General features: G+C 65.4%; 17 protein-coding genes. 4 read left to right on the top strand and 13 right to left on the bottom strand.

Features of this window, described 5'->3' with window-relative positions; all coding sequences use genetic code 11:
* Positions 1–22 precede the first annotated feature (22 nt).
* Together PVV74_RS20155 and PVV74_RS20150 are read right to left on the bottom strand one after the other, a co-directional pair.
* The gene (locus PVV74_RS20155) at positions 23–1,351 is read right to left on the bottom strand and encodes a TfuA-like protein (protein ID WP_274594431.1); all 1,329 of its coding nucleotides are present in this window, start codon (positions 1,349–1,351) and stop codon (positions 23–25) included.
* Positions 1,348–2,547, bottom strand: coding sequence for a YcaO-like family protein (locus tag PVV74_RS20150; protein ID WP_274594430.1), 1,200 nt, complete (start codon positions 2,545–2,547; stop codon positions 1,348–1,350). Before PVV74_RS20150 ends, PVV74_RS20155 begins: the two co-directional genes overlap by 4 nt.
* A 202-nt stretch (positions 2,548–2,749) precedes the next feature.
* Between PVV74_RS20150 and PVV74_RS20145 the strand changes: the two genes are divergently transcribed.
* The 3 genes from PVV74_RS20145 to PVV74_RS20135 are packed head-to-tail and all read left to right on the top strand — an operon-like array spanning position 2,750 to position 4,572.
* Positions 2,750–3,457, top strand: a complete 708-nt coding sequence (locus PVV74_RS20145; RefSeq protein ID WP_274594429.1) for a cyclic nucleotide-binding domain-containing protein — start codon at positions 2,750–2,752, stop codon at positions 3,455–3,457.
* On the top strand, positions 3,454–3,828 hold the full coding sequence (locus PVV74_RS20140; protein ID WP_274594428.1) for a DUF3307 domain-containing protein: 375 nt from the start codon (positions 3,454–3,456) through the stop codon (positions 3,826–3,828). The genes PVV74_RS20145 and PVV74_RS20140 overlap by 4 nt, the downstream gene beginning before the upstream one ends.
* A gap of 42 nt (positions 3,829–3,870) precedes the next feature.
* Positions 3,871–4,572 (top strand): Crp/Fnr family transcriptional regulator, encoded by a 702-nt coding sequence (locus PVV74_RS20135; protein WP_274594427.1) that lies wholly within the window; start codon positions 3,871–3,873, stop codon positions 4,570–4,572.
* Positions 4,573–6,330: 1,758 nt separating this feature from the next.
* Here the strand turns inward: PVV74_RS20135 and cobF are convergent.
* From cobF to cbiE, 6 genes are all read right to left on the bottom strand, one after another.
* Positions 6,331–7,068: a precorrin-6A synthase (deacetylating) gene (gene cobF / locus PVV74_RS20130; RefSeq protein WP_274594426.1), complete on the bottom strand. Its 738-nt coding sequence runs from the start codon at positions 7,066–7,068 to the stop codon at positions 6,331–6,333.
* A 67-nt stretch (positions 7,069–7,135) separates the two neighbouring features.
* The gene (cobA, locus tag PVV74_RS20125) at positions 7,136–7,855 is read right to left on the bottom strand and encodes a uroporphyrinogen-III C-methyltransferase (RefSeq protein WP_274594425.1); all 720 of its coding nucleotides are present in this window, start codon (positions 7,853–7,855) and stop codon (positions 7,136–7,138) included.
* Positions 7,855–9,162: a cobyrinate a,c-diamide synthase gene (locus PVV74_RS20120; RefSeq protein ID WP_274594424.1), complete on the bottom strand. Its 1,308-nt coding sequence runs from the start codon at positions 9,160–9,162 to the stop codon at positions 7,855–7,857. The genes cobA and PVV74_RS20120 overlap by 1 nt, the downstream gene beginning before the upstream one ends.
* Positions 9,159–9,962, bottom strand: a complete 804-nt coding sequence (gene cobM / locus PVV74_RS20115; protein WP_274594423.1) for a precorrin-4 C(11)-methyltransferase — start codon at positions 9,960–9,962, stop codon at positions 9,159–9,161. The genes PVV74_RS20120 and cobM overlap by 4 nt, the downstream gene beginning before the upstream one ends.
* A complete protein-coding gene (locus PVV74_RS20110) occupies positions 9,959–10,315 on the bottom strand; it encodes a cobalamin biosynthesis protein (RefSeq protein WP_274594422.1) in 357 nt (118 codons plus the stop codon). Before PVV74_RS20110 ends, cobM begins: the two co-directional genes overlap by 4 nt.
* Positions 10,312–11,496 carry a precorrin-6y C5,15-methyltransferase (decarboxylating) subunit CbiE gene (gene cbiE / locus PVV74_RS20105; protein ID WP_274594421.1) on the bottom strand — a complete coding sequence of 395 codons (1,185 nt, stop codon included), beginning with the start codon at positions 11,494–11,496 and terminating at the stop codon, positions 10,312–10,314. Before cbiE ends, PVV74_RS20110 begins: the two co-directional genes overlap by 4 nt.
* Between cbiE and PVV74_RS20100 the strand changes: the two genes are divergently transcribed.
* On the top strand, positions 11,495–12,244 hold the full coding sequence (locus tag PVV74_RS20100) for a cobalt-precorrin-6A reductase (protein WP_274594420.1): 750 nt from the start codon (positions 11,495–11,497) through the stop codon (positions 12,242–12,244). The genes cbiE and PVV74_RS20100 overlap by 2 nt on opposite strands.
* Here PVV74_RS20100 and cobJ read toward each other — a convergent pair.
* From cobJ to cobN, 5 genes are read right to left on the bottom strand one after another with little or no spacing between them, the layout of a single operon-like run.
* A complete protein-coding gene (gene cobJ / locus PVV74_RS20095; RefSeq protein WP_274594419.1) occupies positions 12,217–12,969 on the bottom strand; it encodes a precorrin-3B C(17)-methyltransferase in 753 nt (250 codons plus the stop codon). The genes PVV74_RS20100 and cobJ overlap by 28 nt on opposite strands.
* Positions 12,966–13,697: a precorrin-2 C(20)-methyltransferase gene (locus PVV74_RS20090; protein ID WP_274594418.1), complete on the bottom strand. Its 732-nt coding sequence runs from the start codon at positions 13,695–13,697 to the stop codon at positions 12,966–12,968. Before PVV74_RS20090 ends, cobJ begins: the two co-directional genes overlap by 4 nt.
* The gene (locus tag PVV74_RS20085; protein ID WP_274594417.1) at positions 13,694–14,323 is read right to left on the bottom strand and encodes a precorrin-8X methylmutase; all 630 of its coding nucleotides are present in this window, start codon (positions 14,321–14,323) and stop codon (positions 13,694–13,696) included. Before PVV74_RS20085 ends, PVV74_RS20090 begins: the two co-directional genes overlap by 4 nt.
* On the bottom strand, positions 14,323–15,453 hold the full coding sequence (locus PVV74_RS20080) for a cobalamin biosynthesis protein CobG (protein WP_274594416.1): 1,131 nt from the start codon (positions 15,451–15,453) through the stop codon (positions 14,323–14,325). Before PVV74_RS20080 ends, PVV74_RS20085 begins: the two co-directional genes overlap by 1 nt.
* Positions 15,450–18,725 carry a cobaltochelatase subunit CobN gene (gene cobN, locus PVV74_RS20075; RefSeq protein ID WP_274594415.1) on the bottom strand — a complete coding sequence of 1,092 codons (3,276 nt, stop codon included), beginning with the start codon at positions 18,723–18,725 and terminating at the stop codon, positions 15,450–15,452. The genes PVV74_RS20080 and cobN overlap by 4 nt, the downstream gene beginning before the upstream one ends.
* Positions 18,726–18,727: the final 2 nt, after the last annotated feature.

Here is an 18,727-nt window from a genome sequence, read left to right as displayed (position 1 = left end):
GCCCCCATGCCTCGAGCCAGAATCAGCCCTGGCTCCCGGCCCACAGCGCGTCGTCTTCATCCAAGTTATACAGGAACTCGCGTGCGATCAGAGCGATAAGTTCATCGCGCCCGTCCAGCCCAAGCGACCGGGCGAATGCGTGCGGGTCGTCGGGTACGGGGCGGCCCAGGCGGGTTTCGAAAAAACAGACCAGAAGGCGCAGCCGGTCCGGCGATGCCTGCGCGCCATTTTCGGCAATGATCCGGGCCTTGGCCTCGGCCCGCGCCTTCAACTCGGTATAGGCCCCGGACCAGCGCAACTCGGACATGATATGCCCATCCAACCCCGGTGACCGCGCGGCAAATGTGTCTTCGATCAGCGCAGCCTCCGCCAGCAGCGCCTCATAGCTGGTCTCGTCTAGGTCGTTCGCCTCCAGCCAGTCCAGAACAGCGTCACGACGCGACAGGTTGTTCAAGCGGCGATGCCGGTCCATCACAGCGCGCAGCGTTTCGCGATCCGCCCGGGCACCGCGGCGCTCCGCATCCTCTATGGCAAGACCGCGCAACATGGCCTTGTTGCGTGTGGTCTCATACCTCTCCGGGTCCAGCCGCAACTCGTCCAGCACGGCCTTCGACGCAGCGGCTCCGGCATCGGTTTCGCCCTCGATGCGCCGGACCAAGCCTTGCCAGGCCAACGTCCGCTCGACCCTATGGGCCTGGTCAGTTTGGATGTCATTCTCGAGGAACGCAGCCATGCGGACCAGCATGGCCCGGGCGTCTTCGCCTTTCGCGTCGACCTTGCCCGAAGGCAGCCAGGGGAATAACGCGGCAAGGCTCGGCTCATGCAGAAGTCGGGCGGAAATCTCATCCCAGGTTCGGCTCTTGTAGTGCAGCGATTTTGCCGTCGCGTTCAAGAGTTCGGCCGCCTCGGGCGTCAGGACCTTGGCGGCAACGGCGCGTTCCGCCGTGGCGCGGACGGATACCATCGGCTCGCTCAGGGCCATGAACCCAAGCTCGGCCGGCCCGTGCTGGACCGCCACGTCGTCATCGTCGGCAATCTCACCTTTCAGGTAGGCCTCGAATATCGCACCGACGCCGATCATGCCGAAATCGTGCAGTTCGGCGGCCCGCAGGGCCCCTATACTGGCGCTTCCGAAAACTGGAATGCCCTGCTCCATCGCCCAAAGGATTTCCTTGTGCCAGACCGACGGCACCCCTTCGAAATAGCCGTCGATAATGCCGATGGCCGGTGGGCACCGACGCGCCACGCGATAAACGTCGCCCTGTGCCACGGGCGGCAGAACCTCGGCGTCCAGTGCCGCGAGAATGGCCTCGGCGTCTATCGTCGGGCCTGCAAAAATCACTGGCTTCATGCGGCACCGGCCTGCACGGCGCGCGCCCGTGGGCCCGGTATAAAATCCGGGTCGTCATGCGGTGCCTCCAGCCCCGGAATGACCGCGCGGATCACCGAAATCCCGAATTCCGGACGGGACAGGTCGACCGTCACCACTTGGTCTATCCCGGCGGAGGACAGACGCGCCAACAACAATGCAAGGTCGTCCTCGAAGGTTTCCGTTGTCACATTCGGACCGTCCAGGAAACTGCGTGCTGGCGGCGCGTTGGCGATCAGGTGACGCACGTAGCGCCCTCTGGCCGCCACGGCCTCGGTCGTGAATTCCGAAGGGTCCAGATCGTCACGCGCCCCGGAAATATAGGTCAGCCGGGTCTGCGCCGCCTCTGTCACCGCGCGCAGAAGGGCGATGGCGCGGTCCGGGTGGCAGCCATCGCCGATTCCGATATGGCCATGGCTGTCGCCTGCCTCGCAAATCATGCAGCGAAAGCTGGGCACGCCGACATCCGACGTCGTGTCCCACAGCCCGACATCCAAGCCAGCACCGACCAATCGGTTGAGTGCATCCCGGCACCTTGGGTCGTCAACCGATGCTGGGTCGATCCGCGTGTCGCCGGACGCGTGATGCCACAAGGTTGTCGCGTCCCGCTCGATCAGTTCACAGATCGCATGGCAGGTCGCCTCGGTGGTGTCATTGCCGGACGCAAGCCCGTTCGTCGTGCGCGGAAACGCGCCGTGACCGCCATGCGGCGGCTCGGTATAGTCGGTATCGACCATCTCCAGCGGCACCCAACAGGCGGCATCCCGACCAAGGTCCCGCCCTTCGACCCACAAGATCCGCCGATGCGGGTCAAAGCTGGCGCCAGTGACTTTAGGCAGGCGAGAAACGTCCGCAACAGCCACCTCGGCCTGCAATTCGGCGAAAGATTCGCGGCGGATCGGCCGCACGATCCTTTCCGCATGCCAACTCTCGATGGCTTCCATGACACCCGAAACCTGCGCCGCCTCCAGCGACAGCCCTTTGCCCAGCGACACGGCGACCGAGCGGGAGTTCGGCCGCGTCACCATCACCGTGGGCAATCCGATACGATCCAGACCCGTTAGGTTGGCGATGCGTGTGATCCCCATGCGGGACAAGTGAGGCCTGACACGCTCCATCGTTTGGGCCGGATCGCACAGGCGATGCGTATCAAGCAGATATTCTTTTCTCGACGACATGCGAATGACGGTGCTTTCAGCAGTTTGAACAATTTTAAGAAAGCAATTGCATCAACAATCCAGTTCTCGTTTCAAGAGTGCGTCATCATCCCTCGCCGGTCAATGTGACTGATGATGATCGCCCAAGGGCACCCGTTCTTCGCCAGACTTCGAAAAAGTGGTATACCGGATGCAAACCAGAGCCACCTGACGGAGCCAGCGGATGCTGTATGGTATCCCCGAAGACGTTTACCATTGGATCGGATATTGCGGTGTCGCGCTTTATCTGGGGGCGTATGCCTTATTGCAAACCGGAGTGATCCGCGGACACGGCTATCCGTACGTCATCCTGAATTTCCTCGCGGCGTCGTTTGTCCTTGTCGGTTTGACCGTCGCCTTCAACCTGTCTTCCGCGATCATTCAGATTTTCTGGATCATCATCAGCCTTGTCGGCCTGACGCGCATGTTGCTTCTGGATCGCATGGCCCGGTTGAACGAGGAGGAAAGCGCCTTGGTCGCGAGGATCTTTCCCGACTTTTCCAGGACAGCCGCGCGCAACTTCTTTGATCACGGCATCTGGCTCGACGCCGAACCGGGCATCAGGATCACGCAGGAAAACGAACCCGTCACGCACCTGACTTACCTCGCTAAAGGTTCGGCTGACGTGTTTTCTTCGTCTGAAAAGATCGGTACGGTTGTCGGCGGGCTCGTCGGCGAAATGAACGTCGTGCAAAAGGGGCCTGCCTCCGCGACCGTGCGCACGGCAGAGCCAAGCCGTCTCTTCATGATATCGTCTGAATCCCTCTCGGAACTGGCAAAGTCCGACATCGAATTCCGGCGCGCGCTGGAAAGCGGCATGCACCTGGATACCCGCAGCAAGCTGGTTGCGGCCAACAAGGCCCTGACACGACAGAAGGCAGCGGCAGAGTGACCGAGAGCGGGATCCTGATCTTTCTCGTCCTCGTACAGGTCAAACACTATTTCGCGGACTTTCGATGGCAGACGGGTGAAATGCTCGCCCACAAGGGGAAGTTTATGCACCCCGCGGGACTGGCGCATGCGGGTCTTCACGGTTTGCTCAGTTTGCCCGTCATGGCGCTTGCGGGTCTTGGCGGGCCGGGTCTGATCGTCGCGCTGGGATTGGCCGAGGTTTTCGTGCATCACGTCATCGACTGGCAGAAGGCCAACCTGCAGACAGAAAAGGCCGACCTTGGCGAGGCCGGGTTCTGGCGGCTGGTCGGCCTGGATCAGGCAGCGCATCAGCTGACCTATGTGGCGATTCTTGCGGTCGGTTTACTATAATTGGTTTCACTGGTTTGCAAACGCGCGCTAACGGAGCATTCGATGAACATCGCGGACAAACAGAAGCGCAAATACCTCAGCTCCTGCCCGCTTTTCTCGGACCTGAAGAAAGACGTGGCCCAACGGATAGCGGGGCGGGCCCGCGGCGTGTTTCTTCCGCGCGGGCAGGTTCTGTTTCACGAGGGCGATCCGTCTGACGGTCTTTATGTCCTGTGTACTGGGCTGGTTCGGGTCAGTATCGTCAATACGGACGGTGACGTGCTGACCCTCGCGGTGCCGGAACACGGCGCGCCCCTGGGCGAGATGACTTTGGTAAGCCCAGATCCGCGGTCGGCAACGGTGACCGCGCTGGAGGATTCCAGCCTGCTTCACCTTGAAACGGGCACGATGGTCGCGCTTCTGGCCGAAGAACCGGCACTTGCTGCGCATTTGATCCAATTTTTGTCGCAGCGGTTGCGCGAGTCGAACGAGACGCTTCAGAATTTCGCATTCGAGAATCTGTCACAGCGGCTGCTTCAGAAGCTTGCGGAACTCGGATTGAAACACGGCACGCTCAACGAAGAAGTGCTGGACCTTGGCCGGAAGTTTTCTCAAAGCGCGTTGGCCGAGATGCTGGGTGTCACGCGGGAGGCGATCAACAAGCAGCTGAAGCTTTTGCAGGACCAGAGCAAGATCACGATGCGGAAGGGCATCATTCAGATCGCGTCACCTGCGGATATCGTCAAGAAAAAACTCGGTCACTGACGCCTCATTGCCTATCCTGAACTCCAGACAGGTCTGAGAATTTTCCGGAGCGCAACACCTTCGGTTTACGCAACAAAATTGTTTCAAACGTGCCCATGGAGATAAAATCGAAAACATGTGAACCCGTTCACAGTAGGAAGCGTGAGTTTGGTTAATACTGATTAACAGGAGGACAGAACTCGCCTCTGGGAATTCTGGTAGCAGCCTTGGGTATAAGCCAGCTGCGATCCAGGCTAGGGCGGTCAAGGCCGTCTGGGCAAACCAGGGGAAAGGCAGTGAGTGGTCTGTGAGAACTGTTCTCTCGGGTTGGCAAGATACTAGCCGGCCGAGTTCTAGATAGGAAACATCTATTTCAATAACCAAATCTCCCGGGACGGGCTGGCAGCTGTGTCAAAGCAGTATTCGGCTCGGACCCGGGTTTTTGCTTTCAATCCTCGAAGCGGCTCTGAGATGAAGAACGACCTCCAGAACGGCCACATCCTTCGCGTTACCGCGCCCGCGGACGGCATCGCCTCGGAACGCGCCTGCTATTTGAGAGCTGCGCGCTCCAAGGCGCGACGCCCAAAGTGGCCGACATTTCCTCCGCCGCACTGGTAGGCTTAACGCCGCCGTTGACATGTTTGCCGCACTTGCCGGGGTCGTATATGCCGCGAAATCGATCCCTTCATTGGCGAAGAGATTTAAGCACGTCCGGAAACTTTCCTCTGATTTTTTGCCTGCGTCCCAGGCTGATTATCTCTGTGTCAGTGCTGCCAGAGAGGCTGCGCCCAATTCGCGACAAGTCAGGTTTGGTCGCGCCCGAAATGGACCTGTCGGGTATTTTTGCCGCTCCTTTGACCACTATCGTGTCGCAAAGGAGAACACATATGGCGTCACGACCGACCGAGGAATTCCGTACCGAAGCAGTGCGCGTGGCTTCAACCAGCGGCTTGCCGCGCAAGCAGATGGCAGCCGATTTCGGTATCGTCTTCTAGACGTTGAACCGCTGGATCCAGCAGGATCATCGCACTCCCGAGTAACCAGCCGTCCAGTCTGATCTTGAGCGCGAGATCGCCCAGCTGGGGAAAGAAAACCGCATGCTTCGGGAGAAGAGGGACGTGGTAAAAAAGGCCACCCAGTTCTTTGCGGAGCGAAGCAAATGAGGTTCGCTTTCATCCATTGCCCGGCAGGCGAATCGTGGAACAAATCTGCCGAGAAGGGCAAAGAACACCGACATGTTGCCGTCGAACGGCTGTGCCAGATCATGGATGTCAGCCCGCGAGGGTATCGGGCCTTCTGTCGGGTGACAGATGGGGGCGACGGAGAATGAGATAGCCTCTGAAGTCCGGCGAATGGTGGCCCACTTTGTGCCTGGGTCCTTCCCAGCCCCTGTCTGCACGCGGGTAATTCGCACCCTGGTTGGGGAGCTTTTGTTCTGACCCTAGCGTGTTGAGATTTGGGTTCTTGTTGTTTTTCAGCAAGGCCGCCCAAAAATAGTTTTCAAATTACAGACCTTGGACTTCAGGTAGCGGCAAAGGCCCGCGTCATGACCCAGAGGTTGGAAGGGAGCCTTTCTTTCAAGAGAGCGGAACTTGAAAATAGAAACACAGTTCAGCAGAATTCGTTGCTTCGCCGCCGTCAACACAGCTACCGCCTCGTCTAGGGTCGGAACAGGCGGTAAAAGGGATTACTAATTGTGGCGGCGGCATTACCTGACCGCGCAATCGTGTCACTCGCCAGGCTTTTCGAGATGACCAGATTTGACATGTCCGGTCTCGTTCAAATGCGACGCAACAGGTAGCTGTCCATTATCCAACCATTTGCGGCGCGTGCTTCTCCGCGTTTATCCACGATCTTCTGTCCGACATCGACCAGAGCTCCTTCGATAAGGATCTCTTTCTCGGAGCCGAGATAAGCGCCCCACCAGATATGAAGGCCGATCGGGTCGATGTGCTGAAATGAGCACAGTCCATCCAGCATCACGACTGCTGTGGTTTCATTTTTAGGCAGGCCGGTCTCGCGGAGTTGTCTCCCTGTCGTGATGCGCACGGGGCCGTCGACGGTGTTGAGCGGGATGGCATGGGCCGCGGTCAGCGCCTGAATGGCGGTGATGCCGGGCACGACGCGGATCGCCGGTTTCGGAGAGAGACGCTCGGCGATCCGAATGGTGCTGTCGTAGAGCGAGGGATCGCCCCAGACGAGCAGGGCCACCGGACCGTTGACGGATTGTCCGCTGAGGGCCGCGATCCAGCGTCGGGCGATCTCGTCATGCCATGCGGTGACGCGTTCGATGTATGGCAGGTCGGGGTCGCGTACCGGGTATTCGAACGGCACGATGCGGGCCGTGCTGCCGGACGCGGTGATGATGGCGCGTCTGAGATGGGCCAGATCTTCTTTGTCGTCGCCTTTCGTCGGCAGCAGGATGACGGCGGCGTTCCGCAGCGCATCTGCCCCTTCGAGGGTGACATGCGCGGGGTTGCCCGTTCCGATCCCGATGAGCCAGAGATTGTCGATCATGGGCGGGGTCCGGTCTGTTCCCGCCGCGCTGCGGGAAGGGCGCGGGAATGTGGGGCGCGTCTTTGCATCATGTGTCTGCCAGAGATCCGTAAAGGATGAGGGCGGGATGGTCGCTGCTCTCTTGCGCCAGCAGGTCGGACAGGGTTGCGACGGTGTGGCGGCTGATCTTCTGTTCGGGGCGGCTGACGGCTTCGGCCAGGATCGCGGGGGTCGCGGGCGGAAGGCCAGCATCGATCAGGCGCGCGGCCAGTTGCGGAAAGGTGCGCTTGCCCATGAAGACGACGGTGGTCGCGGCCGGATCGGCGAGGGCGGCCATGTTGACGTCCTCGGGCAGGGCGCCGGTGACGTCGTGGCCGGTGATGTATTGTACGCGCCGTGCCGTCAGGCGACGGGTCAGCGGAATGCCGGCGGCTGCCGCGGCGGCATTCGCCGAGGGCACGCCGGGGATGATCTCGTAATGGATGCCCTCTGCCTTGAGCGCGACGATTTCTTCCTCCAGCCGGCCGAACACGCCGCTGTCGCCGGATTTCAGACGCACGACCCGCTGATCCAGGCGGGCGTAATCCACCAGCAGGCGGCTGACATGGTCCTGCTTTGGCGAGTTGCGCCCGGCCCGCTTGCCCACGCCCACAAGGTCGGCCCCGCGCCGTGCGTGGGCCAGGATCGGTCCCGAGGACAGGTCGTCGAACAGAACGGCGTCGGCGCGCTTGAGCCGGTCGACGGCCTTGAGCGTCAGCAGGTCCGGATCGCCCGGACCCGAGGACACGAAGGACACGAAGCCGGTCATTACGTCTCGTCCCCGGTGATGAGGTGAAAGAACGTGCCGGAGACGTGATCTCGGGTCGAGCCGGTTTCCGGCACCGGGTTGCCATCGGCATCCGCCACCTGCGCCAGCGGTGCGTCGGGCTGGTCGAGGATGGTGGAATAGTGAAACTCATGCCCGCGCAGGGTTGCACCTGCATCGAACCCTGGCATCGGGGCCGAGAGCGTCGCACGGCGGTATCCAAGGTGGAACTTGCGCTTTTCATAGGAGGTGACGAGGCCCAACAGCCCGGCCATTTCGTGGCGCGTGCCGTCCTTGTCGATCAGCGCCTGGCCGAGCGCCATGTATCCGCCGCATTCGCCGTGGACCGGCTTTGCCTCGGCGTGTTTGCGCAAGGCGGCGCGGAACCGCGTGGCGGCGGCCAGTTTGCCAGCGTGCAGTTCGGGATAGCCGCCGGGCAGCCAGACGAGATCGGCATCGGGGTCGGGCGCTTCATCGGCGAGGGGAGATAAGGGCAGGATCTGGGCCCCGGCGGCGTGCCAGCCTTCCAGCAAGTGCGGATAGGTAAAGCTGAAGGCGGCGTCGCGGGCGATGGCGATGCGTTGCGCCGGGGGGCGGGGCAGCGCGGCGGGCGCGGGCAGAGGCGCGCCGCGGGCGGCGCATTTGATCGCATCCAGATCGACATTCTCGCGCAGGAAGTCGGCATAGCCGGCGATGGCGGCGTCGAGGTCAGGGTGTTCGACCGCCTGGATCAGCCCCAAGTGGCGTTCGGGCAGGGTCAGGTCGCCGCGCCGGGGCAGGACGCCCAGCACGGGCAACCCGGCGCGGTCCATCCCCAGCCGGGTCAGCCGTTCGTGGCGGGGCGAGGCGCAGCGATTCAGGATGACGCCGGCAAAGGGCAGGTCGGGCATGTACTGCCGGAACCCGAGAGCTGTGGCGGCGGCGGATTGCGCCTGGCCGCCCACGTCGAGCACCAGCACCACTGGCCAGCCCATGGCCTGCGCCGTTTCCGCACTTGAGCCGAAGCCTTGCTGGCCGCGCGTGGCGACGCCGTCGTAGAGCCCCATCGAGCCTTCGGCCACGCAGATGTCCGCGCCTGCGGCCTGCCCGGCGATGGCCTGCCAAAGGCCTTTGCCCATGGCCCAGCCGTCGAGGTTGAAGCTGTCGCGCCCGCAGGCGGCCTTGTGAAACGCGGGGTCGATATAGTCGGGGCCGGACTTGAACGGTTGCACCTTGAGCCCGGCATCGGCCAGCGCCCGCAGGAGGCCCAGCATCACGGTTGTCTTGCCGGTGCCAGACGATGGCGCGGATATCAGTAGGCCAGTGCTCATGACGTGTCCTCGCTTTCCGGGGTCCAGCCGGACCAGGGACTGTCGGCGCTTTGCGGCCGATAGCGGCGGTCGTAATCCATGGCATAAAGGCAGGACTCGTCGAAGCCTTCTCCTGCCAGCGCGGGGCCTACCAGGATCAGCGCGGTTCGGGTAATGTCCTCGCCCAGGCGGGAGGCGATATCGCCGAGCGTGCCGCGTATGATCTGCTGATCCGGCCAGGAGGCCCGGTAGACCACGGCGACCGGACAGTCGGCGCCGTAGGCCGGGATGAGATCGGCGATGACGGTGTCGAGGTTCTGGATCGACAGGTGAATGGCCAGCGTCGCGCCGGTGGCGGCGAAATTGGCCAGCGTCTCGCCCGCGGGCATCGAGGAAGCGCGACCGGGCGTGCGGGTCAGCACAACGGATTGCGCGATGCCGGGCAAGGTCAGTTCCGCGCCAAGGGCTGCGGCGGCGGCGGAGAAGGCCGGCACGCCCGGTGTGACAGACACGGGGATGTCGAGCGCCCGAAGCCGGCGCATCTGTTCGCCCATCGCCGACCAGACGGAAAGATCGCCGGAATGCAGGCGGGCCACATCGTGGCCGGCCCGGTGCGCGGTCTGTATTTCCGCGATGATCCGGTCGAGATCGAGCGGCGCCGTGTTGATGATTCGCGCACCGTCGGGGCAATGCGACAGCACTGCTTCGGGCACGAGAGAGCCTGCGTAGAGGCAGACCGGGCAGGAGGCGATGATGTCGCGGCCGCGCAGCGTGAGAAGATCGGGCGCGCCGGGACCGGCGCCGATGAAGTGAACGGTCATGGGGTCTTTCCTTGGGCCAGGGCACAGGTGGCCATGCGGTCGGTTGAAACGGAGCGGGGGGCCAGCAGCGTCGCGCCGGGACCTGCGGCGGCAAGGGCCGCGGCTTCGGCGACAGAGCCGGTGCCGCGTGCGCGCAGGGACGCCGCGGAGGTGCTCTGCGTGGCTTGCTGCGCCAGATCTTCGGGCGGTATCGCGTGCAGGGGCAGGCCAAGTTCACGGGCGAAGGGCGCCAGTTGATCGGCCTTGTCCTGCGCGGTGGCCAGCGCATCGGGCGCGCCGCCGGTCCGGGCCAGCGCGTCGCGGAACGATGCGCGCGTGGCGCGCGTGGTGAAACCCATCCCGGCGACGATCATGGAAAGCTCCATTGCGTGATCGGATAGGCTTGCGCCCAGCCGCGTTTGCGTCCCATGGGTTGGGCTTGTGCCACTTCGAAGCGGTGCAGCTCGCCGCCGCGGCGGGCATGGGCGTCGGCCAGAAGCGCCTCGGATTCCAGGGTGACCGCGTTGGCGACGATGCGCACGCCTTCCAAGGCCTCGACATAGGCCAGAAGCGGAGCCGACAGACCGCCGCCAATGAAGGTGGCGTCGGGTTTCTGCAGGTATTTCAGAGCGGCGGGGGCCGAGCCTTCGACCACATGCAGGCGGTCGACGCCGAGCGCGCGGGCATTGGCGTTGATCAGCGCGATACGGTCGGCGCGGGGCTCGACGACGCTGGCCGTGAGGGACGCGTCACACAGCAGCCATTCGATCCCGATTGTGCCAGAGCCGCCGCCGATGTCCCAAAGGTGCTCGCCCGGCCGGGGGGCCAGCGCAGAGAGGGTCAGCGCCCGCACGTGGCGCTTGGTCATGACGCCGTCGGTTTCAAAGAGCGTGTCGGGCAGGCCGCTGGCGAGGGGCAGGACGGGGCCGTCGCCCGCGACCTCGACCGCGGCGCAGACCGGGTGGCCGAAGTTGCCGGACAAGGCGTCGGCGGTGGCGTGCATCGTCCGTTCACGAGGTCCGCCCAGTGCTTCCATCACGGTCACCGCCGATGCGCCGAACCCGGTGTCTTGCAGATAGGCCGCAAGCTCTGTCACCGTGTCGCCGTCGCGCAGCAGGACGATCAGGCGCACGCCCGGGGCCAGGTGCGGGCGCAGGCGGATCAGCGGTGCAGCGTGCAGGCCGGTGCAGATCGTGCGGTCGAGCGGCCAGCCGAGGCGATTGGCCGCCAGCGAAAACGTCGACCTACCCGGATAGGCGTGCCACTCGTGTCGGTCCAGATGCCCGGTGATCGTCGTGCCCGCGCCGAACCAGAACGGGTCACCGGACGCCAGGACGACGCAGGGCGTGCCGCGCAGGGCCAGCAGGTCTTCGACCCCCTTGGAAAAAGGCACGGGCCAGGGGATCGTGCGCGCGGATGTCTCGATCAGCGACAGGTGCCGCTGTGGCCCCATGACGATTTCCGCGGTGTCCAACGCGGATCGGCTTGCGGCGCACAGGCCGTCCGGGCCATCTTCACCCAGACCAATGATCGTAAGCCACGGAGCCTCAGACATGACACCGACCGTTCTGCTGCTGGGTGGCACGACCGAAGCCATACTTGTGGGGCAGGCACTGGCCGCGCGGGGCGTGCGTACGACGATCAGCCTTGCGGGACGGGTCAAGACCCCCGCGGAGCAGCCGCTGCCGTTGCGCATTGGCGGGTTTGGCGGTGTGGATGGGTTCGTTGCCCACCTCAAGGCCGAAGGCGTGACCCATGTGATCGACGCGACCCATCCCTTTGCCGCGCAGATGAGCGCCAACGCGGTTGCCGCCTGTGATGCGTTGGACCTGCCCTTGCTGGCGCTGACCCGGGCGCCGTGGCAGGCCGGGGGGCAGGATCGCTGGACCCATGTGCCGGATGTAGAGGGCGCGGTGGCCGCGCTGGCCGGTCCGGCGCGTCGCGTTTTCCTGGCGCTGGGCCGGATGAACCTGCCCGCCTTTGCCGCGCAGCCGCAGCACGACTACCTGTTGCGGCTGGTCGATACGCCGGATCGGGTGCCGTTGCCCAAGGCCCAAGTCGTCGTAGATCGCGGCCCGTTCGAGGTAGAGGGAGATCTGGCATTGATGCGGGCGCACGGCACCGAACTGGTCGTGTCCAAGAACGCGGGCGGCACTGGGGCGCAGGCCAAGATCTTCGCCGCGCGCCAACTTGGCCTTCCGGTGGTCATGATCGACCGGCCCACCATCCCGGCCCGTGCTGAAACGCATAGCGTCGAAGAGGCGCTGGACTGGCTTCATGGCGCCACCGCGCGCGGCGTGTAGACGAGGGGCGCGCCGCGCCGTTCGATGAGCCGGGTGGTAGAGTTGCCGACAAGGACGACCGTGCGCATATCGGCCATTTCGGGTGTGCACTGTGACAAGGGTACGATCTGCAACGTTTCCTCGGGGGTGCTGACGGCGCGGGCGAAGATCACCGGGCGATCGTCGCCACAGGCGTCGTTCAGGATGTCCAGTGTTTTGGCAAAGCCTTCGGGCCGGGATTTCGACCGTGGATTGTAGAAGGCCATAGCGAAATCAGCCTCTGCCGCGAGACGCAGCCGCTTTTCGATCAGCGCCCATGGCTTGAGGTTGTCGCTGAGGTTAATGGCGCAGAAATCGTGTCCGAGGGGTGCCCCGGCGCGCGCGGCGGCGGCCAGCATGGCGGTGATGCCGGGAAGGACGCGGATGTCGAGCTCGCGCCATTCGGGCGGCCCCGCCTCGACCGCCTCGAACACTGCCGAGGCCATTGCAAAGACGCCTGGATCGCCCGAGGACACGACGACCACGCGCTTGCCCGCGCCGGCCATGTCCAGCGCCTGGCGAGCGCGGTCCAGCTCGACGCGGTTGTCGGAGGGGTGCAGCGTCAGTCCCGGACGTTCGGCTACGCGGGCGACGTAGGGAATGTAGCCGACCACATCCGTGGCCTGGGCAAGTGCTGCGGTAACCTCGGGCGTCACCAGGTCGTCCGCGCCGGGGCCGAGGCCTGCTATGACAACGCTTCCCGTCATGGGCGTCGACCCTGCCCGTGCACGAGGATGATCGAGAAATAGGGCGTGATCTTGTCCTCGGCCTCGGACAGGCGTTGCACCGTCTGGTTGGGCATCGAGGCGTATTCCACCAGCCATGCCGCGTCGTACCGGCCTGCGCGGCGCAGCGCGCGGCGGATCTTTTCGATGTTGCGGCCGATCTTCATGATCACCAGCGCGTCGGCCCGCGTCATGTGTTCGGCCAGCATATCCTCGGGCAGGGTGCCCATCAGGGTCGAAAGCACGTCGTCGCCCCAGGTGATCGGCGCGTCGGTGGCCGTCCATGCGGCGGACATGCCGGTGATGGCGGGCACGACCTGCACCGGGCAGTGGTCGCAAAGGCGTGAATGCAGGTGCATGAAAGAGCCGTAGAAGAACGGATCGCCTTCGCAGACGATCACCACTTCCTCGCCCGCGTCGGACAGGGCGCGCAGGCGGTCTGTGCAGGTCTGGTAGAATGCCGACAGCATTTCGTTGTAGCGCGGATCGGTCAGCGGAATTTCGGTGGTTACGGGGTATTCCATGGCGATCTCGGTGACGTTCGCACGCAGCATCCCGTCGACGATGCGCCGGGCCTGTCCTTGCCGTCCTGCCTTGCGGAAAAACGCGACGTGCCGTGCGCCGCGCAGCAGGCGGTCGGCCTTGACCGACAGAAGCTCGGGGTCGCCGGGGCCGAGCCCCACGCCCCAGATCGTGCCCGGCGTGCTCATTCCGCACGGCTTGCGATGGCGTTGATGGCGGCGACGGTGATGGCGCTGCCGCCCAGGCGGCCCTCGACGATGCAGCAGGGCACGGGCTGATCGGCCCAGAGCGCATCCTTCGATTCGCGCGCGCCGACAAAGCCGACGGGACAGCCGATGATGGCTGCCGGGCGCGGGCAGGCCGGATCTTCGAGCATGTTGAGTAGGTGATAAAGAGCGGTGGGCGCGTTGCCGATGGCCACGAGCGCCCCGGCCAGTTTCGGGCGCCACAGTTCCAGCGCGGCGGCGGAGCGCGTGTTGCCCATCTCGCGCGCACGCTCGACGATGCCGTCGGCGTGAAGGGTGCAGATCACCTCGTTGTCGGCGGGAAGACGGCTGCGCGTGACGCCTTCGGAGACCATGCGCGCATCGCAGAAGATCGGCGCGCCGTTTTCAAGCGCGGCGCGGGCGGTTCTGGCGAAGCCGGGGGAGAAGCGCACATGCTCTTCCAGCCGGACCATGCCGGCGGCGTGGATCATGCGGACGGCGATGGGTTCTTCATCGCGGTCGAACCGCGACAGCGCGGCTTCGGCCCGTATGGTGGCGAAGCTTTCGCGGTAGATGGCCGCGCCGTCCTTTTCGTATTCGTATGGCATCAAATGGTCTCGTTCAGGTCTTCGGGGCCGAGGCTCCGTGCGCAGGGTGTGTCCCACGGCGCTCCGTTGCGGACAAGGTCGAAACGTCCGTCGCGCCCGGTCAGGGTGGTGTCTGCGGCGCGAGGAAGGGCGCAGCCCTTGGCGCAGCCGGAGACGTGCAAGGTGCCGGAAACGTGGGGGGCGAGATGGCGGGCGATATCCATGGTGGCCACGGTCGCCTGCGGGCAGAAGGGCGCACCGGGGCAGGCGTGGGCGGACATGAGCGGATTGCCGGGTTCGGTGACGAAGGGCGTGTCACCGGGCGTGCCGCCCAACAGCAGGAATAGACGGTTCAGCATCAGGCGGATGTGCGATGTGCCGCTGGTTTCCAGCAGAGTTCGCAGGTCTTCGGCGGCCAGTTTTCCGAAAGGTGCGCCGAGGATGAAACCTTCGGATACTGAGCCCGGGATGCAGGAGGCGCTCTGAGGTCGCGGTTTTGTCTGGGTCCAGGCTTGCGGAAGGGGGTGCTTGGCGAGGTGCCGCGCCATGCGGCCCGCCGCGTGGCCGCCGGTGTCGGTGAACCATCGAGCCAGGTCCATAAGGGCGGATGTGGCCGAGGCCTCTGTCACGGGGCGGGCCTTGAGCCCGCCGTCGGCGCGCAGGAGAAGCGCGCCGGAGGTGTCCAGTTCGAACCGGAAATCCGCCGAGCCGTCGCCAAGGCAGGCGTCGGGGCCGGTGTCGATGGCAAAGCCCATCTTTTGAGGCAGATCGGGCAGGTCCGGAATGATGGCGAGGACCCTGTCATAGAGCCGGTCGGTCAGCCCGCCCGCATCGCGCCGAGCCGGGACGAGGATGTTGCGATGCCCCTCGATGGCGGGGTCGGCATCAATTAGGCCGAGCGCGTCGAGCGCGGCGAGCAGGGCGGAATGGTCGGCCTCGGCGACGCCGCGCAATTGCAGGTTGGCGCGCGAGGTGAGGTCGATCACGCCGTTGCCGTAACGCTGCGACAACTCGCACAAGGCCAGCACCTGCGCCTTGGTCAGTTCAGCCCGAAAGGGGCGCACGCGCACGACCAGCCCGTCGCCCGACAACATCGGGCGGTGCGCGCCGGGGCACCAGCCCTTGACGATTGGGTGTGTCGCGCCGCTCATGTGCTGTCCTCCAGCCCGGCCCGGATCGCGTTGCGACGGGTTTGCCAAAGCCTAGCCTCAAGCAACGCGCGGAACCTGTCTTGCATGGCGGCATGGGCCTCGGGGTTGGCCTCTCGCAGAAAAGCGTCGGTGTCCGGGTCGCCCAGGGTCGCATCGTGGTAGGCGTCGAAGAGATGCGGACCGACGACCTGAGCCAGATGGGCGAAGGCGCCCATGTGGTCGAGCGTGGCGGCGATTTCGGCGGCGCCTCGGAACCCGTGCCGCTTCATGCCCGCGATCCAGCCGGGGTTGGTGGCGCGGGCATGGATGACGCGGGCGATCTCCTCGGGCAGGGTGCGGGCGCGGGGGCGCGCGGGATCGGTGTTGTCGAGATGGTAAAGCGCGGCCCGCCCGCCGGTCACCGATTGCGCGGCGGCGAACCCGGCCTCGTGCGTGGCATAGTCGGCAGCGAGCAAAAGGTCGGTTTCGGGCAGATCCTGAAGGTGAACGAAGCTGTCGGCGTTTTCGACTCGGGCGCGTATACCGGCCTCGTCGCGGGTGGCGTGGTCGCCGTCAAGCGCCCATGCGGAGGCGGAGAGCCAGGCCTTGCCCGCTTGGGTGCGGGCCTCTGCGGTATAAGTTTCGGGCGCTGTGCCCATGCCGAGGCCGAAGCTGCCGGGGGCGGGGCCATAGACGCGCGCGCCCGAGGCGTGACCGGCATAGGGGTTCCAGTCGGGGGCTTCGTCGCGCTGTTCCAGCGCACGTACCGCTTGTGAGTAGAGGCCCGAGAGCGTCGGAAATACGTCTCGGAACAGACCCGAGACGCGCAACGTGACGTCAATGCGGGGGCGGTCGAGTTCGGCGATGGGCAGGACCTCAAGCCCCGAGACCCGTTCCGAGCCCGTGTCCCAGACCGGCTTGACACCCAGCAGGTGCAGGGCCATGGCAAATTCTTCGCCCGCCGTGCGCATGGTGGCTGAACCCCAAAGATCGACAATCAGGCCGCGGGGCCAGTCGCCTTCTTCCTGAAGATGACGCCGGATCAGTTCCTCAGCCAGCTTGACGCCTTGTGTGTGTGCGGCTCGCGTGGGAACCGATCGGGGATCGGTGGTGAAGAGGTTGCGCCCGGTGGGCAGAACGTCGTCGCGGCCGCGATAGGGCGAGCCGGAGGGGCCAGCCGGGATGCGCCGCCCGTCGAGCGCGTCGAGGAGGGACTGCCGCTCGGCCTGGGCGCTGCAAACCATCGGTTCCGCGTCGGTATCCGGTTGGCCCCAGATGTGCAGGCCGTCGCCGAACATGCTTTCCTTTATGTCGCAGACAAAGCGGTCGATGCGGGTGATCGCCTCGGCGGTCGATGTGGCGCGGTCGAGGCCCAGATCGTCCTCGACACCCAGGGCCTGCGCCTCGGCGCGGATATCGGCCTGCAGGCGGTCGCGGCGGCGGGGGTCGAGCCCGTCGGCGGTCGAAAATTCGTCCAGCAGCGATTCCAGCGTCGACAGGCGGTCGGGTGCTGCGCTGGCCTGCATCGGTGGGGGCACGTGGCCCAGGGTCACGGCGCCGATGCGGCGCTTGGCCTGCGCGGCCTCGCCGGGGTCGTTGACGATGAAAGGGTAGACGACGGGCATCGCGCCGGTCAGTGCCTCGGGCCAGCAGGCGGGCGACAGGGCGACGGCTTTGCCCGGCAGCCATTCCAGTGTACCATGCGCGCCGATGTGAACGAGCGCGTCGGCCTGGGTTTGCAGCCAGAGGTAGAAGGCGACATACGCGTGGCGCGGCACGCGGGACAGGTCGTGGTAATCATCGTCGCGGGTCTTGGGCGTTCCGCGTTCGGGTTGCAGCGCGACGATGGCGTTGCCGAGGCGCAGAGCGGCGAAACGGAACTCCCCGCCCACTGCATCGGCGTCGTCTTCGGGCCGGCCCCACGCCAAGTACAGGTCCTCGCGCAGAGGCGCGGGTAGGCGCGCCAGCAGCGTCTTGTACTCCGATAACGCCAGGCGCATGTCGCGCGCCAGCAGGCGGTCTTCCAATGCCGCCGGAGTCTCGTCCACCGAATAGCCTGCCTCGCGCAGGTCCGACAGGATGGCGCGGGCCGAGGCGGGGGCGTCGAGGCCCACGGCGTGGCCCATCTGCCAGTCCTTGCCGGGATAGGTGGAGAGGATGATCGCTGGCCGGCGCGTGGCGGCGGGTGTTGCCGCGAGGTCGAGCCAGCCTTGCACGCGGGCCACGAGTGCGGTGGTCAGGTCCGGTTCGGCCCGGTGTGCGAAGCGGGAGAATTCCAGGTCGGGATCGCGCACGCCCGGTTCCTTGAACGAGATCGTGCCGCCGGTCAGCCGCCCGTCGACCTCGGGCAGGACGATGTACATGGCAAGGTCGGCGGGCGAAAGACCGCGCTCGGACCCGTCCCAGGCGTCGCGGGTGGAGGTGGCCAGCGCTGCCTGGAAGACCGGCACGTTGCCGGCGTCGAGCGGCGAGGTGCCGTCGTCGCCCTTGCCGGAAAATGCGGTGGCGTTGACGATGGCGTGGGGCGCGTAAGCCTGCACCTGTCGGCGCAGCCAGCCCGCCGCCTCGGGGGCTTTGAGCGACGGGGTGAAGAGGGCGCGGACATGATGGCCCCGTGCCTGGAAGGCCCGCATCAGCGCCTCGATCGGTGCGAGGTCGGCGGCCACCACGTAGGAGCGGTAGAAGACGATCAGGATGCGGGTCTGCGTGACGGGCAGGTCGGCGAGAGGGCAGCAGGCGCCATGCTCGGGCGTCCAGGCGCCGACCATGGGCAGCACCTTGGCCCCGCGCACCGGCGCGGCGTAAAGGCCGGCGGCGAGCGCCAGTTGTTGCAGGGCGGCCTGTGCCGCGACGCTGCCGCCGTTGTCGCAAAGCTCTGCAAGGCGCCGCAGGGTCGAGACGGGCAGGGTGGAATAGGCGTCAAGCCGGGGGTCGGGCCGGCCGTCGGCAGGCAGGACGGCGAGCGCGATGCCTTTTTCCTGCGCCAGGGCCAGCACCTGCTGTAGCCCGTATTCCCAGTAGGGCACGCCGCCGATCAGCCGGATCAGGATGCCCTTGGCGCCGGTCAGCGTCTGTTCGACATAGGTGTCGACCGACAGCGGATGCCGCAGGGCGGTGAGGTTTGCCAGACGCAGGTCGGGCAGGCTGTCGCGCCGCCGGTGCCAGCCTTCCGCGAAGGCGCCAAGGTCGCTGTCGGAAAACGACAAGACCACCAGGTCCGCCGGGCTTTGTCCCAGGTCGGTCGGGGTGTCGGTTTCTTCCAGACCGTGGCTTTCGCGGAAGACGACGTGCATCG

The organism is Roseovarius sp. SK2, assembly GCF_028807495.1.
GTDB classification, from domain to species: Bacteria; Pseudomonadota; Alphaproteobacteria; order Rhodobacterales; family Rhodobacteraceae; genus Roseovarius; species Roseovarius confluentis.
Note: the sequence above shows the minus strand (reverse complement) of the source record. Positions and strands in the feature narration are given on the sequence as shown.

What these genes read in the sequence shown, in the direction of transcription:
- PVV74_RS20155 (WP_274594431.1), bottom strand. Translation starts at nt 1,351, where the DNA reads ATGAAGCCAGTGATTTTTGCAGGCCCGACGATAGACGCCGAGGCCATT.
- PVV74_RS20150 (WP_274594430.1), bottom strand. Translation starts at nt 2,547, where the DNA reads ATGTCGTCGAGAAAAGAATATCTGCTTGATACGCATCGCCTGTGCGAT.
- PVV74_RS20145 (WP_274594429.1), top strand. Translation starts at nt 2,750, where the DNA reads ATGCTGTATGGTATCCCCGAAGACGTTTACCATTGGATCGGATATTGC.
- PVV74_RS20135 (WP_274594427.1), top strand. Translation starts at nt 3,871, where the DNA reads ATGAACATCGCGGACAAACAGAAGCGCAAATACCTCAGCTCCTGCCCG.
- cobF (WP_274594426.1), bottom strand. Translation starts at nt 7,068, where the DNA reads ATGATCGACAATCTCTGGCTCATCGGGATCGGAACGGGCAACCCCGCG.
- cobA (WP_274594425.1), bottom strand. Translation starts at nt 7,855, where the DNA reads ATGACCGGCTTCGTGTCCTTCGTGTCCTCGGGTCCGGGCGATCCGGAC.
- PVV74_RS20120 (WP_274594424.1), bottom strand. Translation starts at nt 9,162, where the DNA reads ATGAGCACTGGCCTACTGATATCCGCGCCATCGTCTGGCACCGGCAAG.
- cobM (WP_274594423.1), bottom strand. Translation starts at nt 9,962, where the DNA reads ATGACCGTTCACTTCATCGGCGCCGGTCCCGGCGCGCCCGATCTTCTC.
- PVV74_RS20110 (WP_274594422.1), bottom strand. Translation starts at nt 10,315, where the DNA reads ATGATCGTCGCCGGGATGGGTTTCACCACGCGCGCCACGCGCGCATCG.
- PVV74_RS20100 (WP_274594420.1), top strand. Translation starts at nt 11,495, where the DNA reads ATGACACCGACCGTTCTGCTGCTGGGTGGCACGACCGAAGCCATACTT.
- cbiE (WP_274594421.1), bottom strand. Translation starts at nt 11,496, where the DNA reads ATGTCTGAGGCTCCGTGGCTTACGATCATTGGTCTGGGTGAAGATGGC.
- cobJ (WP_274594419.1), bottom strand. Translation starts at nt 12,969, where the DNA reads ATGACGGGAAGCGTTGTCATAGCAGGCCTCGGCCCCGGCGCGGACGAC.
- PVV74_RS20090 (WP_274594418.1), bottom strand. Translation starts at nt 13,697, where the DNA reads ATGAGCACGCCGGGCACGATCTGGGGCGTGGGGCTCGGCCCCGGCGAC.
- PVV74_RS20085 (WP_274594417.1), bottom strand. Translation starts at nt 14,323, where the DNA reads ATGCCATACGAATACGAAAAGGACGGCGCGGCCATCTACCGCGAAAGC.
- PVV74_RS20080 (WP_274594416.1), bottom strand. Translation starts at nt 15,453, where the DNA reads ATGAGCGGCGCGACACACCCAATCGTCAAGGGCTGGTGCCCCGGCGCG.
- cobN (WP_274594415.1), bottom strand. Translation starts at nt 18,725, where the DNA reads ATGCACGTCGTCTTCCGCGAAAGCCACGGTCTGGAAGAAACCGACACC.